This is a genomic window from Streptomyces cyaneochromogenes (assembly GCF_003963535.1).
In the GTDB taxonomy this organism is placed as follows: Bacteria; Actinomycetota; Actinomycetes; order Streptomycetales; family Streptomycetaceae; genus Streptomyces; species Streptomyces shaanxiensis.
In genome coordinates this window covers 6,362,266-6,376,804 of record NZ_CP034539.1, presented here as the reverse complement: position 1 = coordinate 6,376,804, position 14,539 = coordinate 6,362,266, and the positions used below count along the sequence as shown (strand labels likewise).

Annotated in this window: 13 protein-coding genes; 9 read left to right on the top strand and 4 right to left on the bottom strand. The window is 71.9% G+C overall.

The features are described from left to right. Nucleotides 1–6 precede the first annotated feature (6 nt). On the bottom strand, nt 7–1,455 hold the full coding sequence (locus tag EJ357_RS29140; protein ID WP_126394503.1) for an NAD(P)H-quinone dehydrogenase: 1,449 nt from the start codon (nt 1,453–1,455) through the stop codon (nt 7–9). A 96-nt stretch (nt 1,456–1,551) separates the two neighbouring features. On the opposite strand from EJ357_RS29140, the gene EJ357_RS29135 reads away from it, so the two are divergent. From EJ357_RS29135 to EJ357_RS29115, 4 genes are all read left to right on the top strand, one after another. Next, the gene (locus EJ357_RS29135; protein WP_126394501.1) at nt 1,552–1,989 is read left to right on the top strand and encodes a gamma-glutamylcyclotransferase; all 438 of its coding nucleotides are present in this window, start codon (nt 1,552–1,554) and stop codon (nt 1,987–1,989) included. A 122-nt stretch (nt 1,990–2,111) separates the two neighbouring features. Beyond that, on the top strand, nt 2,112–2,936 hold the full coding sequence (locus EJ357_RS29130; protein ID WP_126394500.1) for a purine-nucleoside phosphorylase: 825 nt from the start codon (nt 2,112–2,114) through the stop codon (nt 2,934–2,936). 252 nt (nt 2,937–3,188) lie between these two features. Beyond that, on the top strand, nt 3,189–4,820 hold the full coding sequence (locus tag EJ357_RS29120) for a phospho-sugar mutase (protein ID WP_126394496.1): 1,632 nt from the start codon (nt 3,189–3,191) through the stop codon (nt 4,818–4,820). Between the two features lie 155 nt (nt 4,821–4,975). Then, a complete protein-coding gene (locus EJ357_RS29115; protein WP_126394494.1) occupies nt 4,976–6,178 on the top strand; it encodes a hypothetical protein in 1,203 nt (400 codons plus the stop codon). A gap of 67 nt (nt 6,179–6,245) precedes the next feature. Here the strand turns inward: EJ357_RS29115 and EJ357_RS29110 are convergent, their stop codons facing one another. Together EJ357_RS29110 and EJ357_RS29105 are read right to left on the bottom strand one after the other, a co-directional pair. Next, on the bottom strand, nt 6,246–7,943 hold the full coding sequence (locus EJ357_RS29110) for a hypothetical protein (RefSeq protein ID WP_126394493.1): 1,698 nt from the start codon (nt 7,941–7,943) through the stop codon (nt 6,246–6,248). A gap of 93 nt (nt 7,944–8,036) precedes the next feature. Beyond that, nucleotides 8,037–8,738, bottom strand: coding sequence for a PH domain-containing protein (locus EJ357_RS29105; protein ID WP_126394491.1), 702 nt, complete (start codon nt 8,736–8,738; stop codon nt 8,037–8,039). Nucleotides 8,739–8,958: 220 nt separating this feature from the next. Between EJ357_RS29105 and deoC the strand changes: the two genes are divergently transcribed. From deoC to EJ357_RS29080, 5 genes are all read left to right on the top strand, one after another. Next, nucleotides 8,959–9,921 (top strand): deoxyribose-phosphate aldolase, encoded by a 963-nt coding sequence (deoC, locus tag EJ357_RS29100; RefSeq protein WP_126400191.1) that lies wholly within the window; start codon nt 8,959–8,961, stop codon nt 9,919–9,921. 5 nt (nt 9,922–9,926) lie between these two features. After that, nucleotides 9,927–11,363, top strand: a complete 1,437-nt coding sequence (locus EJ357_RS29095) for an aldehyde dehydrogenase family protein (RefSeq protein ID WP_126394490.1) — start codon at nt 9,927–9,929, stop codon at nt 11,361–11,363. Further along, on the top strand, nt 11,356–12,258 hold the full coding sequence (locus EJ357_RS29090; RefSeq protein WP_126394488.1) for an aldehyde dehydrogenase family protein: 903 nt from the start codon (nt 11,356–11,358) through the stop codon (nt 12,256–12,258). The genes EJ357_RS29095 and EJ357_RS29090 overlap by 8 nt, the downstream gene beginning before the upstream one ends. Nucleotides 12,259–12,448: 190 nt before the next feature. Continuing rightward, nucleotides 12,449–13,084 carry a uridine kinase family protein gene (locus EJ357_RS29085; protein ID WP_228472639.1) on the top strand — a complete coding sequence of 212 codons (636 nt, stop codon included), beginning with the start codon at nt 12,449–12,451 and terminating at the stop codon, nt 13,082–13,084. A gap of 60 nt (nt 13,085–13,144) precedes the next feature. Beyond that, nucleotides 13,145–13,486, top strand: a complete 342-nt coding sequence (locus EJ357_RS29080; RefSeq protein ID WP_126394484.1) for a DUF6281 family protein — start codon at nt 13,145–13,147, stop codon at nt 13,484–13,486. A 181-nt stretch (nt 13,487–13,667) separates the two neighbouring features. Here EJ357_RS29080 and EJ357_RS29075 read toward each other — a convergent pair whose 3' ends face one another. Further along, nucleotides 13,668–14,429 (bottom strand): SigE family RNA polymerase sigma factor, encoded by a 762-nt coding sequence (locus EJ357_RS29075; RefSeq protein ID WP_126394483.1) that lies wholly within the window; start codon nt 14,427–14,429, stop codon nt 13,668–13,670. Nucleotides 14,430–14,539: the final 110 nt, after the last annotated feature.

Here is a 14,539-nt window from a genome sequence, read left to right as displayed (position 1 = left end):
GTTCGCCTAGAGTTCGCCGCCGGACTTCCGTGTGTGCAACTGCCGTGCCACCTCGGCGATCGAGCCCGAAAGGGAGGGGTACACGGTGAAGGCGTTCGCGATCTGTTCGACCGTCAGATTGTTGTCGACCGCGATCGAGATCGGATGGATCAGTTCCGAGGCGCGCGGCGACACGACCACACCGCCGACCACGATGCCGGTGCCCGGGCGGCAGAAGATCTTGACGAAGCCGTCCCGGATGCCCTGCATCTTGGCGCGCGGGTTGCGCAGCAGCGGCAGCTTGACGACCCGGGCGTCGATCTTGCCCGCGTCCACGTCCGCCTGGCTGTAGCCGACGGTGGCGATCTCGGGGTCGGTGAAGACGTTGGAGGAGACGGTCTTCAGATTCAGCGGGGCCACCGCGTCGCCGAGGAAGTGGTACATGGCGATACGTCCCTGCATCGCCGCGACCGACGCGAGGGCGAAGACACCGGTGACGTCACCGGCGGCGTACACACCGGGGGCCGTGGTCCTCGACACCTTGTCCGTCCAGATGTGCCCGGACTCGCGCAGCTTGACGCCGGCCTCCTCCAGGCCCATGCCCTCGGAGTTCGGGATGGCGCCGACCGCCATGAGGCAGTGGCTGCCGCTGATGACACGGCCGTCGGAGAGGGTGACCTCCACCCGGTCGCCGACGCGCTTGGCGGCGGCGGCGCGCGAGCGGGCCATGACGTTCATGCCGCGGCGCCGGAAGACCTCCTCCAGGACGGCGGCGGCGTCCGGGTCCTCGCCGGGCAGCACGCGGTCCCGGGACGAGACGAGGGTGACCCGCGAGCCGAGCGCCTGGTAGGCGCCGGCGAACTCGGCACCGGTGACACCGGAGCCGACCACGATGAGCTCCTCGGGCAGCTCGTTGAGGTCGTAGACCTGGGTCCAGTTGAGGATGCGCTCGCCGTCGGGCTGGGCGTCGGGCAGTTCGCGCGGGTGTCCGCCGGTGGCGATCAGGACGGCGTCGGCGGTGAGGGTCTCCTCGGTGCCGTCGGCGGCACGGACGACGACCTTGCGGGACCCGTCGAGGCCCTGCATGCCCTCCAGCCGGCCGCGGCCGCGCAGGACCCGGGCGCCGGCGCGGGTGACGGAGGCGGTGATGTCGTGGGACTGGGCGAGCGCGAGCCGCTTCACACGCCGGTTGACCTTGCCCAGGTCGACACCGACGACGCGCGCGGGCGTGTCGATGTGCGGGGTGTCGTCGGCGACGATGATGCCGAGTTCCTCGTACGACGAATCGAAGGTGGTCATCACCTCGGCCGTAGCGATAAGGGTCTTCGACGGCACGCAGTCGGTGAGTACCGACGCCCCGCCCAGACCGTCGCAGTCGACGACGGTCACCTCCGCGCCGAGCTGGGCGGCCACCAGGGCCGCCTCGTATCCGCCGGGTCCGCCACCGATGATCACGATCCGAGTCACGTACTCCATTGTCCCGCACGCATCAGCGTGGTACTGCCTGGGGGGCCGCCCGAGACACCACTGTTACGGGAGGGGCGAGCGATTCGACTGCCGTACCCTCTCTGCATGTCGCTCTACGCCGCGTACGCCGGCAATCTCGACGCGCGGCTGATGACCCGCCGCGCCCCGCACTCGCCGCTGCGCGCCACCGGCTGGCTGAACGGGTGGCGACTGACGTTCGGGGGCGAGCAGCTCGGCTGGGACGGCGCGCTGGCCACGCTCGTCGAGGAGCCGGACGAGCAGGTCTTCGTCGCGCTGTACGACATCGCCCCGATGGACGAGGAGTCCCTGGACCGCTGGGAGGGCGTCGGTCTCGGGATATACCGCCGCCTGCGGGTACGGGTGCACACGCTGGAGGGCGAGGAGCCGGCGTGGGTGTACGTGCTGAACGCCTACGAGGGCGGGCTGCCGTCGGCCCGCTATCTGGGTGAGGTCGCGGACGCGGCGGAGTCGGCGGGGGCACCGCACGACTATGTGATGGAGCTGCGGAAGCGGCCCTGCTGAGGACCACCGGCCTCACCACCCCCTCCCGTCACACTCTTCGTTGGAAACGACAAGACAACGATCGCCATCCCGTGAGCTCTGTCATCTACGCGCGTAGGCCCAAACCGGCTACCCTCAGTCGCGTGAACGCATCTCTTCTTCCGGACGACATCCAGGGCGACCCTCACGCGGCCGCCGACGCCGCCGCCGCGCGCCTGCGCGAACTCACGGGCGCCGAGACCCACGACGTCGCCCTCGTGATGGGCTCCGGCTGGGCTCCGGCCGTGGACGCCCTCGGCGCACCCGAGGCCGAGTTCCAGGTCACCGAGCTGCCCGGGTTCCCCCCGCCGGCGGTGGAAGGACACGGTGGCAAGATCCGCTCCTACCGGATCGGCAACAAGCGCGCGCTCGTGTTCCTGGGCCGCACGCACTTCTACGAGGGCCGCGGTGTCGCCGCCGTGGCGCACGGCGTCCGTACGGCGGTGGCGGCCGGCTGCAAGACGATCGTGCTCACCAACGGCTGCGGCGGTCTGCGCGAGGGCATGCGCCCCGGCCAGCCGGTCCTGATCAGCGACCACATCAACCTCACGGCGACGTCCCCGATCATCGGCGCGAACTTCGTCGACCTCACCGATCTGTACTCGCCGCGGCTGCGGGCCCTGTGCAAGGAGATCGACCCCACGCTGGAGGAGGGCGTCTACGCCCAGTTCCCCGGCCCGCACTACGAGACGCCGGCGGAGATCCGGATGGCTCGGGTGATCGGTGCGGACCTCGTGGGCATGTCGACGGTGCTCGAAGCGATCGCGGCGCGTGAGGCGGGGGCCGAGGTGCTGGGCATCTCGCTGGTGACCAACCTCGCCGCCGGCATGACGGGCGAGCCCCTCAACCACGAGGAGGTCCTGCAGGCCGGACGTGACTCGGCGACGCAGATGGGTTCGCTGCTGGCGCAGGTGCTGGGGCGGCTGTAAGGGGTTTTCCTCGCCCCCGCCGCCCCTACCCTTCCCGTCCTTCTGGGGCTCCGCCCCAGACCCCGCTCCTCAAACGCCGGAGGGGCTGGTTCTTCAGCCCGTCCGGCGTTTGAGGACGAGGCCCTTCGGGCCGAAGCGGGGGTCTGGGGGCGGCAGCCCCAGGGACGGGACGGGTAGGGGCGGCGGGGGCGAAAAAGCTCCGGGCCCGCACCCGACCCGCTCCGAACGACACACAACGAGAGGCTGACCGACGTGCACGACGATCTCATCGCCCGGGCCCAGGCCTGGCTCGCCGAGGACCCCGACCCGGAGACCCGCGACGAGCTCGCCAAGCTCATCGACGCCGGAGACCTCACCGAGCTCGCCGACCGCTTCGCCGGCACCCTCCAGTTCGGCACCGCGGGCCTGCGCGGAGAGATCGGCGCCGGCCCGATGCGCATGAACCGCACCGTCGTCATCCGCGCCGCGGCAGGACTCGCCGCGTACCTCAAGAAGCACGGCCACGACAACGGCCTCGTCGTCATCGGCTACGACGCCCGCCACAAGTCGGAGGACTTCGCCCGCGACACCGCCGCCGTGATGACCGGCGCCGGCCTGCGCGCGGCCGTACTCCCGCGCCCCCTGCCCACCCCCGTCCTGGCCTACGCCATAAGGCACCTCGGCGCCGCCGCCGGAGTCGAGGTCACCGCCAGCCACAACCCGCCCCGCGACAACGGCTACAAGGTCTACCTGGGCGACGGCTCGCAGATCGTCCCGCCCGCGGACATCGACATCGCTGCGGAGATCGCCGCCGTCCCGTCCCTCGCGGCCGTCCCCCGCCCGGAGTCCGGCTGGGAGACCCTCGACGACAGCGTCCTCGACGCCTATCTCGCCCGTACCGACGCGGTCCTCGCCCCCGACTCCCCCCGCACCGCCCGCACCGTCTACACGGCGATGCACGGCGTCGGCAAGGACGTCCTCCTCGCCGCCTTCGAGCGCGCCGGCTTCCCCGCCCCCGCCCTCGTCGCCGAGCAGGCCGACCCCGACCCGGACTTCCCGACCGTCGCCTTCCCCAACCCGGAAGAGCCCGGCGCGATGGACCTGGCCTTCGCCAAGGCCCGCGAGAGCGACCCCGACCTCGTCATCGCCAACGACCCCGACGCGGACCGCTGCGCCGTGGCCGTCAAGGACGGCGAGGACTGGCGGATGCTCCGCGGCGACGAGGTGGGCTCCCTCCTGGCCGCCCACCTGGTCAACCGCGGGGCACAGGGCACCTTCGCCGAGTCGATCGTCTCCTCCTCCCTCCTCGGCCGTATCGCCGAGAAGGCGGGGCTGCCGTACGAGGAGACCCTCACCGGCTTCAAGTGGATCGCCCGCGTCGACGGCCTGCGCTACGGCTACGAGGAGGCCCTCGGCTACTGCGTCGACCCCGAGGGCGTGCGCGACAAGGACGGCATCACCGCCGCGCTGCTGATCACCGAGCTGGCCTCGGTCCTCAAGGCCGGCGGCCGCACGCTGCTCGACCTGCTCGACGACCTCGCCGTGGAGCACGGCCTGCACGCCACCGACCAGCTCTCGGTCCGCGTCCAGGACCTGTCGGTCATCGCCGACGCCATGCGGCGCCTGCGCGAGCAGCCGCCGACCGAGCTCGCCGGTCTGGCCATCACCCGCGCCGAGGACCTCACCCAGGGCACCGAGACGCTCCCGCCCACCGACGGCCTGCGCTACACCCTCGACGGCGCCCGCGTCATCGTCCGCCCGAGCGGCACGGAGCCCAAGCTCAAGTGCTACCTGGAGGTCGTCGTCCCGGTCGCGGCGCACGACGGTCTCCCGGCGGCCCGCGCCACGGCCAACGACCTGCTGGCGACGATCAAGCGGGATCTGTCGGCGGCGGCAGGCATCTGAGGGTTCCCGAGGGGGATTCTCGAGGGGGTGCCCCCATCCGGAGGCACCCCCTCGGGTGATTTCTTCACGACGGTTGACGCGAGCTCCACGCCCGGCACCGGCACCCCCGCAACGGTGGAAGGGAACGCACCACCGAGCCGCCTGGAGCCGCCGCCGTGTCCACGACCGCATCCCGGCCGACACCCCGAGCGACCGCCACCCCCGGCTCCCCGCGCCCGTCACCCCGGCGCGCGCTCCCCGCTCCCCTGCACGCGTCCCTGCACGCCCTGCACCGCGCGGCGCCCGCCCTCCTCGCCTACCTAGCCGTACGCGGCACCGGCCTCGCGCTCCTCACCGTCTGGGCGCACCGCCGGCACCACGGCGTCTGGCCGATCCTGGCGACGCAGTGGGACGCCGACTGGTACCTCGGCATCGCCGACCACGGGTACGCGCACGAACTCGGCACCGCGTACGACGCCAACAACCTCGCCTTCTTCCCGCTCTACCCGGTCCTGGTCAAGGCGGTCGCGGCCCTCACCCCGGGCACCCGCGCCAGCACCGGCCTCGCCATCGCCGTCGTCGCCTCCGCCGTCGCCGCGTGGGGTGTCTTCGCCGTCGGCGACCGGCTGTACGGCCGCCGGGCCGGGATCATCGTCACGGTCCTGTGGGCCGCGCTCCCGGTCGGGCTGGTGCAGTGGATGGGCTACACCGAGTCCCTGTTCACGGCCCTCGCGGCCTGGTCCCTGTACGCCGTGCTCACCGGCCGCCTGCTCACCGCGGCCTGGCTCGCGGCGCTCGCGGGCCTGACCCGTCCGACCGGCGTCGCGGTGGCGGCGGCGGTCACCGTGGCGGCACTGCTCGCGCTGCGCCGCCGCTTCTCCCCGCGTGCCCTCGCGGCCGCCGTGATCGCGCCGCTCGGCTGGTGCGGATACGTCGGCTGGGTGGGCCTGCGGGTGGGCCGCTGGGACGGCTACTTCGCCGTACAGCGGCTGTGGCACAACGAGCTGGACGGCGGCCGCGAGACCCTGCGCCGGATGCGGCAGCTGCTGGCGTACGACCCGACGCCCGACCTGTTCCTGGTGCTGGTGACGTTCACGCTGGTCGCGTCGGTGGTGCTGTTCGGGCTGTCGGTGGGCGACCGGCAGCCGGTGGCGCTGCTGGTCTTCACGGCCGTCCTGCTGGCGATCGTCCTGGGCAGCGGCGGCGTCTACTTCCCGCGCGCCCGCTTCCTCCTGCCCGCCTTCCCGCTCCTGCTCCCCCTCGCCCTGCACCTGTCCCGCGCCTCCCCCCGCTACCGCGCGCTGGTCCTCGCGGCGGCGGTCGCCGGCTCGGCGTACTGCGGCGCGTACATGACGCTGGTGTGGCCGGCCGCGCCCTGAGGCGGCCCTACGCAGGCCGGTGCACCAGAACTCGGGGCCCATGGCGCCCACGGGGGCGACGTCCCGGTCACACCCAGAGCACCAGCGCCGTCCAGCCCAGCGCGATGAGCACCGCGAGCGGCCACAGCGGGCGCCCGCGCCGGCGCTCGTCGCTCACCGCGGCCGGCCTCGTGTCCGGGTCGCGCCACATCGCCGTGACCTCGGCGGCGAGCCGGTCGTAGGGGTGGACGAGGCCCGCCCTGCGCTCCAGCCACCGCCAGCGGAGCGTGTCCACCGACCACTCCCCGAAGACGCTGCGGCGACTGCCGATCCTCAGCTCCGGCCCCTTGGACTCGACGATCCGCACCTCGTCCCAGGCGATGTGCCGGATCCTGCGCAGCCCGTTGAACCACAGCCCCTCGCGGTCGGCCGTGACACTCCAGGCCAGTTGGCGCGGCACCAGCAGAGCCATACCGAGTCCCAGCAGCGCAGCGAGGACGTACCGCCACAGCCCGCCGTCGGTCACGAAGAGGACCCCCACCCATACGGTCCCGATCGCCGCCGACAGCCAGTCCGGCCACCCGGCCCGCCACCGCCGCACCTCGACATGCCCCTGCCCGCGCAGCCGCCCGGCCACGTCCTCGGCGGCGCCGCGCTGCCGCGCCTCGTCCGCCTCCGCACGCTTCTCCCGCGCGAGCCGACGCCGGACGGCACCCTCGGAGAACGGCCGTACGGGCCCGGTGGACCACTCCACGACCGCCGGCTCGTCGGGCTCCGTCGGGGCGATGACGAGCAGCACCTCGGCGCCGTCGTAGGGCAGACCGTGCAGGACGGCTTCGCGGAGCGGGCCGGGTTCGTCGGTGTCGAGGCGGTCGAGGAGTTCCCGGACCTCCGCGTCGTCCGGGTCGGCGTGGTCCTCGTCCTCGCGGTCGTCGCCGTCTTCGTCCTCGGGTTCGTCCTCGTGTTCGTCGTCGTCATCCTCGTCGTCCTCGTCGAGCTCCGACGTCGCGACAGTGAACAGCGGCCGTACCGCCTCCAGGTCGTCGGCGGCGTACACCTCGGTGTCCACGTCGGTGTTCACCCGCATCAGCACCCGCAGCACGGGCACGGGCTCCCGGCGCAGCCCGGCGGCACGCCACCGGCCGAGCGCGGCGGACGCCAGGACGGTGACGCCGAGACCGACGACGAACCAGCCGACGGCCGGGGCGCTCTGCCGGTCGTCGGCGAGCTCCCAGCCACCGGAGGTGGCGACCAGTACGGCACCGGCCACGAGCGGTACGACTCCGAGCCGGGCGAGGAACTTCCCGCGCCGCAGCGGTGCGTCACCGACCGGCAGGGCGCTGGTGACGCCTGCGGCGGCAGCGCCGGCCGCCACCCGCTGCCGGCCCCGCGCGAGGAGCCGCAGCACGGCGGACAGCCACAGCAGCACGAGGACGACGGCCAGGCCCACCGCCCACGCCAGGGCGACTTCCTGGAACAGCACGACAACGACGAGGGCGGGCGCCGTCAGCCGTGCGGCCTCGGGCCGTACCACCGCCCAGACGATCTGCAGGGCGACGAACGCGGCGACCCACCCCGGCAGCCCGGCGAGAGGTGCCAGGGCACCGGCGAGGACTCCGGCGGCCGGCACGACGGCCACCACGGCGGATGCCCTCAGCCGCAACGGCGTGTACCGAGGCGGCAGGGCACCGATCCAGCGCCGGGTCTGCTCACCGTCCCAGGGGAGGCAGCCGTCGGGTATGGCGGAGGCGGGCAGCGCGAGGGGCTGCCGAGGATGCGTACTCATCGAATGCCAGACGATCGGACCGCGGGGGTGGTTGCGCTCCTCGGTCCGGTATTCGGGTGGGAGAGTCCTCGGAGGGCCGGGCGGGGCGGCCCGTCAGGGCATGAGCAGCAGAATCAGCAGCAGCACGGCACCCGCGAACGCCGGTGCCACCACCTCGTAGGCCCACCGCACGGTCACCTCGCCCTGCGCGGACTCCTCGTTCTCCCGGTGCGCCAGGAGGTCCCGCAGTTCAGCGATGATCTTGTCGGACTCGGCACGCGCCGGTCCGTCGGCGTCGAAGTCCGCCCGCGACGTCCCGAACCCGAACCCTCCGGACCCCGTTCCGCCGCCCCCGCGGCCACCCCGCTCACTGCGCTCGGCGGCGTTGCGCTCCGCGGCCTCCCAGACCGACCGGCGCGCCGCCTTCTTGCGGGCCCGCAACGAGACCGGGATCGCCCAGAGCTGGAACTTGGTGCCGGACTTGGCGATGGCCTCGTTCGTGTAGCCGGACCGCAGCGAGGCGATCTGGCCCCAGGGCAGCACGATGATGCGGAGCGGGTTGCGGATGCGCAGTCGCTCCTCGTTGGCGTAGACGGCGGGGCGCAGGGTGAACGCGGACACGAGCGGCACGATGAGGATCAGTGCCGCGAGCGCGAGCCACTGGGTGCGGCCCTCGCCGCGGACCAGGGCGTCGATGCCGAGCCAGAGCACGACGACCAGGAGGAGGACTCCGCCGACGATGCCCATGGGTGAGCGGTAGATCCGGTCCCTGGATACGGGGTCCGGGGTGGGGGGCTGGGGCTCGGGGGTCGTCATGAGCCCGATTGTGCCGCATGCCTGCCGGCGGCTTGGCGGGGGCGCCCACTCGCCGTGGGGGGCGCGTTCTGTTCGCGGGTGCGGGTTGTGGGGGCTGGTCGCGCAGTTCCCCGCGCCCCTTGGGTGAGACGGCTCCCCGGCGTCATCAGGATCCGCACCTCAGATCCATCCCTCCGGGGTGTACAGCCGCTACGCGCGTAGATATGCTCGTCTGGTGACCATGCCCACCAATGCACCCACCGCAGCTCACACCCTCTCGGACGTCACCGCGTCCGACAGCACGCTGCGTCGCTTCCTTCACGGGCTGCCCGGCGTCGACGCGGTCGGCCTGGAGGCGCGCGCCGCGTCGCTCGGTACCCGTTCCATCAAGACGACCGCCAAGGCGTACGCCATCGACCTCGCCATCTCGATGGTCGACCTGACGACGCTGGAAGGCGCGGACACCCCGGGCAAGGTCCGGGCGCTCGGCGCCAAGGCGGTCCACCCCGACCCCACCGACCGTACGACCCCGGCGACCGCGGCCGTCTGCGTCTACCCGGACATGGTGGCCACCGCCAAGGAGGCCGTCGCCGGGTCCGGAGTGAAGGTCGCCTCCGTCGCCACCGCCTTCCCGGCCGGCCGCGCCGCCCTCGGCGTGAAGCTGGCCGACGTCCGGGACGCCGTCTCGGCCGGTGCGGACGAGGTCGACATGGTCATCGACCGCGGGGCGTTCCTCGCGGGGAACTACATGAAGGTGTACGACGAGATCGTCGCCGTGAAGGAGGCCTGCGGGACGAGTGCCCGGCTCAAGGTCATCTTCGAGACCGGCGAGCTGTCGACGTACGACAACATCCGGCGGGCGAGCTGGCTCGGCATGCTGGCGGGCGCCGACTTCATCAAGACGTCCACCGGCAAGGTCGCCGTCAACGCCACCCCCGCGAACACGCTCCTTATGCTGGAAGCGGTGCGGGACTTCCGCGCCCAGACCGGCATCCAGGTCGGCGTGAAGCCGGCCGGCGGGATCAGGACGACCAAGGACGCCATCAAGTTTCTCGTCCTGGTCAACGAGACCGCCGGCGAGGACTGGCTGGACAACCACTGGTTCCGCTTCGGCGCCTCCTCGCTCCTGAACGATCTGCTGATGCAGCGTCAGAAGCTGGCCACCGGCCGCTACTCCGGCCCCGACTACGTGACGGTGGACTGATCACCATGGCATCGGTATTCGAATACGCACCGGCCCCCGAGTCCCGCGGAATCGTCGACATCGCTCCCTCGTACGGCCTGTTCATCGACGGCGAGTTCACCGAGGCCGCCGACGGCAAGGTCTTCAAGACCGTCTCGCCGTCCAGCGAGGAGGTCCTCTCCGAGATCGCCCAGGCCGGCGAGGCGGACGTGGACCGCGCCGTGAAGGCTGCCCGCAAGGCCTTCGAGAAGTGGTCGGCGCTGCCGGGCTCGGAGCGCGCGAAGTACCTGTTCCGCATCGCCCGGATCATCCAGGAGCGCAGCCGCGAGCTGGCCGTCCTGGAGACCCTGGACAACGGCAAGCCGATCAAGGAGACCCGCGACGCGGACCTTCCGCTGGTCGCCGCGCACTTCTTCTACTACGCGGGCTGGGCGGACAAGCTCGACCACGCCGGCTTCGGGGCGAACCCGAAGCCGCTGGGTGTGGCCGGGCAGGTCATCCCGTGGAACTTCCCGCTGCTGATGCTGGCCTGGAAGATCGCCCCCGCGCTCGCCACCGGAAACACGGTGGTGCTCAAGCCCGCCGAGACGACCCCCCTGTCCGCGCTCTTCTTCGCGGACATCTGCCGCCAGGCGGGCCTGCCCAAGGGCGTCGTCAACATCCTTCCGGGATACGGCGACACGGGCGCCGCGCTCGTGGCCCACCCGGACGTGAACAAGGTCGCCTTCACCGGTTCCACGGCCGTCGGCAAGGAGATCGCCCGGACCGTCGCCGGCAGCCGCAAGAAGCTCACCCTGGAGCTCGGCGGCAAGGGCGCCAACATCGTCTTCGACGACGCCCCGATCGACCAGGCCGTGGAGGGGATCGTCAACGGGATCTTCTTCAACCAGGGCCAGGTCTGCTGCGCGGGCAGCCGGCTGCTGGTCCAGGAGTCGATCCAGGACGAGCTGCTGGAGTCGCTGAAGCGTCGCCTCTCCACGCTCCGCCTCGGCGACCCCCTCGACAAGAACACCGACATCGGCGCGATCAACTCCGAGGAGCAGCTCACCCGCATCACCTCGCTCGTCGAGCAGGGCGAGGCGGAGGGCGCCGAGCGCTGGTCCCCGGCCTGCGACATCCCGTCCGCCGGCTACTGGTTCGCCCCGACGCTCTTCACGAACGTCACCCAGGCGCACCGGATCGCCCGCGACGAGATCTTCGGCCCGGTGCTGTCGGTCCTGACCTTCCGTACGCCGGACGAGGCCGTCGCCAAGGCCAACAACACGCCGTACGGCCTGTCGGCGGGCGTCTGGACGGAGAAGGGCTCGCGCATCCTCGCGGTCGCGAACAAGCTCCGTGCGGGCGTCGTCTGGTCCAACACGTTCAACAAGTTCGACCCGACCTCGCCGTTCGGCGGCTACAAGGAGTCGGGCTTCGGCCGCGAGGGCGGCCGCCACGGCCTGGAGGCGTACCTCGATGTCTGACAAGTCCGAGCAGCAGCGTCTGAGCGTCTTCAAGACCTACAAGCTGTACGTCGGCGGGAAGTTCCCGCGTTCCGAGAGCGGCCGGGTGTACGAGGTGACCGACTCGAAGGGCAACTGGCTGGCGAACGTCCCGCTGTCGTCCCGCAAGGACGCCCGTGACGCCGTGGTCGCCGCACGCAAGGCGTTCGGCGGCTGGTCCGGCGCGACGGCGTACAACCGCGGCCAGATCCTCTACCGCATCGCCGAGATGCTGGAGGGCCGCCGCGAGCAGTACGTCCGCGAGGTCGCCGACGCGGAGGGCCTGTCGAAGTCGAAGGCGGCGGCGCAGGTCGACGCGGCGATCGACCGCTGGGTCTGGTACGCGGGCTGGACCGACAAGATCGCCCAGGTGGTCGGGGGCGGAAACCCGGTCGCGGGCCCGTACTTCAACCTCTCCTCCCCCGAGCCGACGGGTGTGGTGGCCGTGGTGGCCCCGCAGGAGTCGTCGTTCCTGGGCCTGGTCTCGGTCGTCGCCCCGGTGATCGCCACGGGCAACACGGCGATCGTGGTGGCGTCCGAGAGGTCCCCGCTGCCCGCCCTGTCCCTCGGCGAGGTGCTGGCCACGTCCGACCTGCCCGGCGGTGTGGTCAACGTCCTGTCCGGCCGTACGGCGGAGATCGCGACGCCGCTCGCCGCGCACCAGGACGTCAACGCGATCGATCTGGCCGGTGCCGACGACGTCCTGGCGAAGGAGCTGGAGATCGCCGCGGCGGACAACCTCAAGCGCGTCCTTCGTCCACAGCCTGTGGACAACTGGACCGAGACCCCGGGCATCGACCGCATGACGGCGTTCCTGGAGACGAAGACGGTCTGGCACCCGACGGGCTCCCTGGGCGCGTCCGGCTCGTCGTACTGAGCACCGGACCGGCCGGCACAGAGACCGGAGAGCCGCGCTTCCCCTCCGTCCGGGGGAGGCGCGGCTCTCTGCCGTTCCCGCCGCGCAAGGTAGCCAGGTGAACGCGAGGTGTAGTCGGGGTGTGACGCACGCTTCAAACGCGGTCCACCGGGTCGTCCCCTGGCAGGTCCATGCCTCACACTGGTGTCCCGTGAGTTCCCAACCGCCCATACCGACGCGAGTCGTGCTGCTCTGCGGCCCCTCCGGCTCCGGCAAGTCCCTCCTCGCCGCCCGCTCCGGTCTTCCGGTACTGCGGCTCGACGACTTCTACAAGGAGGGCGACGACCCGACCCTGCCGCAGGTCCCCGGGAGCTCCGACATCGACTGGGACCACCCCGACTCGTGGGACGCCGACACGGCCGTGGCGGCGGTCGTGGAGCTGTGCCGCACGGGCCGTACGAACGTCCCGCTGTACGACATCTCGCTCAGCGCCCGCACCGGCGCGGAGAGCGTCGAGATCGGGCGGACCCCGCTGTTCATCGCGGAGGGCATCTTCGCGGCCGAGATCGTGACCCGCTGCCGGGAACTCGGCGTGCTGGCCGACGCGCTGTGCCTGAGCCGCGGCCCGGTCAAGACGTTCCGCCGCCGCTTCCTGCGCGACCTGAAGGAGGGCCGCAAGTCGGTCCCGTTCCTGCTGCGCCGAGGCTGGCGCCTGATGCGCCTGGAGCGGTCGATCATCGCCCGCCAGACGGCACTGGGCGCGTACGCCTGCGACCGGGACGAGGCCCTGGGCCGCCTCACCGCGGCCGCGGCGGGCCGGTGCCCGGCGGCGACCCCGGCCGGCTGAACGAAGACGGCGACTGCTCCGTCGTAGGACCGGAATAGCGGTCCTGCGGAAAGGAAGCCGATGACCACTGCGCAACGGGCCGGCCGACGGCTGGTCGTGACGGCCCTGCTTCTCTCGGCGGTCGTCGGCTGTGCGGAGTCGGGTGGTGCGGCCGAGGCGTCCTGCGCGCACATGGTGACGTACGGGGGCCGCTCCTATCTGGGTGTCGCGAACATCGACTTCGCCGTGGGGGAGAGGCTGGGCACCGCCACGGTCCCGGAGTGCGACGACACGCCGAACGATCCCGGGGTCACCGTCCCCGAGGGCAGGATCACCGCGTACGCGGTCCAGGGGACGGACCCGGCCGTCGCCATCGCCGTCGGTGACACGCCCGCCGAAGCGACGCTCATGAAGGCCCGCTGAGCGCACAGCAAGAACGGGACTGGATGGACCCCCCGGCCCTCCAGCCCCGCTCTCGTTGTGCTCCACCTCGTCCCCCGTGGTGGAGCACCCCCCGTTTTCCCCCGTTGGTCCCCCGTGGGCCCCCCGACCCCCGTGGGTCCCCCCACTCTTACCGCTCCCCCTGGTGCGTCCCCCCGGACCTTCAGGCGACGAGCTCCCCGAAGGCGTCCTCCTCGTCACGGCCGAAGCTGAGGACCTCGTCCTCGCGCAGCCGGCGCAGGGAGCGCCAGATGCTGGACTTCACCGTGCCGACACTGATGTCGAGGATCTCCGCGATCTCCGGGTCGGTGCGGCCCTCGTAGTAGCGGAGGACCAGCATCGTGCGCTGGAGCTCGGGCAGCCGGGCGAGCGCCTGCCACAGGACCGCGCGCAGTTCGGTGCCGCGCATCGCGTCCGTGTCGCCGGGCGTCTCCGGCAGCTCCTCGGTCGGGTACTCGTTCAGCTTGCGGCGGCGCCACGCGCTGATGTGCAGGTTCGTCATGGTGCGGCGGAGGTAGCCCCCGACCGCGGCCTTGTCGCTGATCCGGTCCCAGGCCTTGTACGTCGAGAACAGCGCGCTCTGCAGCAGGTCCTCGGCCTCGAAGCGGTCACCGGTCAGGTGGTAGGCGGTTGCGTACAGGGAGGCGCGACGCTCCTGGACGTAGGCGGTAAACGCCGCTTCGGCGTCTACGGTCTCCGACAGCGAGCGGCGACGCTCCCCCGAGTCCTCCCTGTACGCGGTTCCCCCGTGCGGTTCCCCCGTGAAACCGTCAACCACCGTCATGTACGCGGTGTGCTGACGCCCGGTGCCGCGAGCGCACCCCCGCCCGCTCACGGCACCGGACTTCTCCGAACCCCGGCCCCCGTTCACGTCGTGCAGACGCGTGATCACTGCGCTGTTGCTGGTGCCGTGCAGCGTGTTCATCTCGCGCCCCCCGTCGTGGACTTCCGGTGTCTGGTCGTTCGTCTTGCTGTGGTGCGGCTTGCTGTTCTGCCTGTGCCGAAAAGCTTGCCCGGGCACCTTCATCGCCGTGT

Coding starts and splice junctions, on each gene's coding strand:
- deoC (WP_126400191.1), top strand. CDS start 8,959: ATGCCCACCAATGCACCCACCGCAGCTCACACCCTCTCGGACGTCACC.
- EJ357_RS29110 (WP_126394493.1), bottom strand. CDS start 7,943: ATGAGTACGCATCCTCGGCAGCCCCTCGCGCTGCCCGCCTCCGCCATA.
- EJ357_RS29090 (WP_126394488.1), top strand. CDS start 11,356: ATGTCTGACAAGTCCGAGCAGCAGCGTCTGAGCGTCTTCAAGACCTAC.
- EJ357_RS29105 (WP_126394491.1), bottom strand. CDS start 8,738: ATGACGACCCCCGAGCCCCAGCCCCCCACCCCGGACCCCGTATCCAGG.
- EJ357_RS29095 (WP_126394490.1), top strand. CDS start 9,927: ATGGCATCGGTATTCGAATACGCACCGGCCCCCGAGTCCCGCGGAATC.
- EJ357_RS29135 (WP_126394501.1), top strand. CDS start 1,552: ATGTCGCTCTACGCCGCGTACGCCGGCAATCTCGACGCGCGGCTGATG.
- EJ357_RS29140 (WP_126394503.1), bottom strand. CDS start 1,455: ATGGAGTACGTGACTCGGATCGTGATCATCGGTGGCGGACCCGGCGGA.
- EJ357_RS29080 (WP_126394484.1), top strand. CDS start 13,145: ATGACCACTGCGCAACGGGCCGGCCGACGGCTGGTCGTGACGGCCCTG.
- EJ357_RS29075 (WP_126394483.1), bottom strand. CDS start 14,429: ATGAACACGCTGCACGGCACCAGCAACAGCGCAGTGATCACGCGTCTG.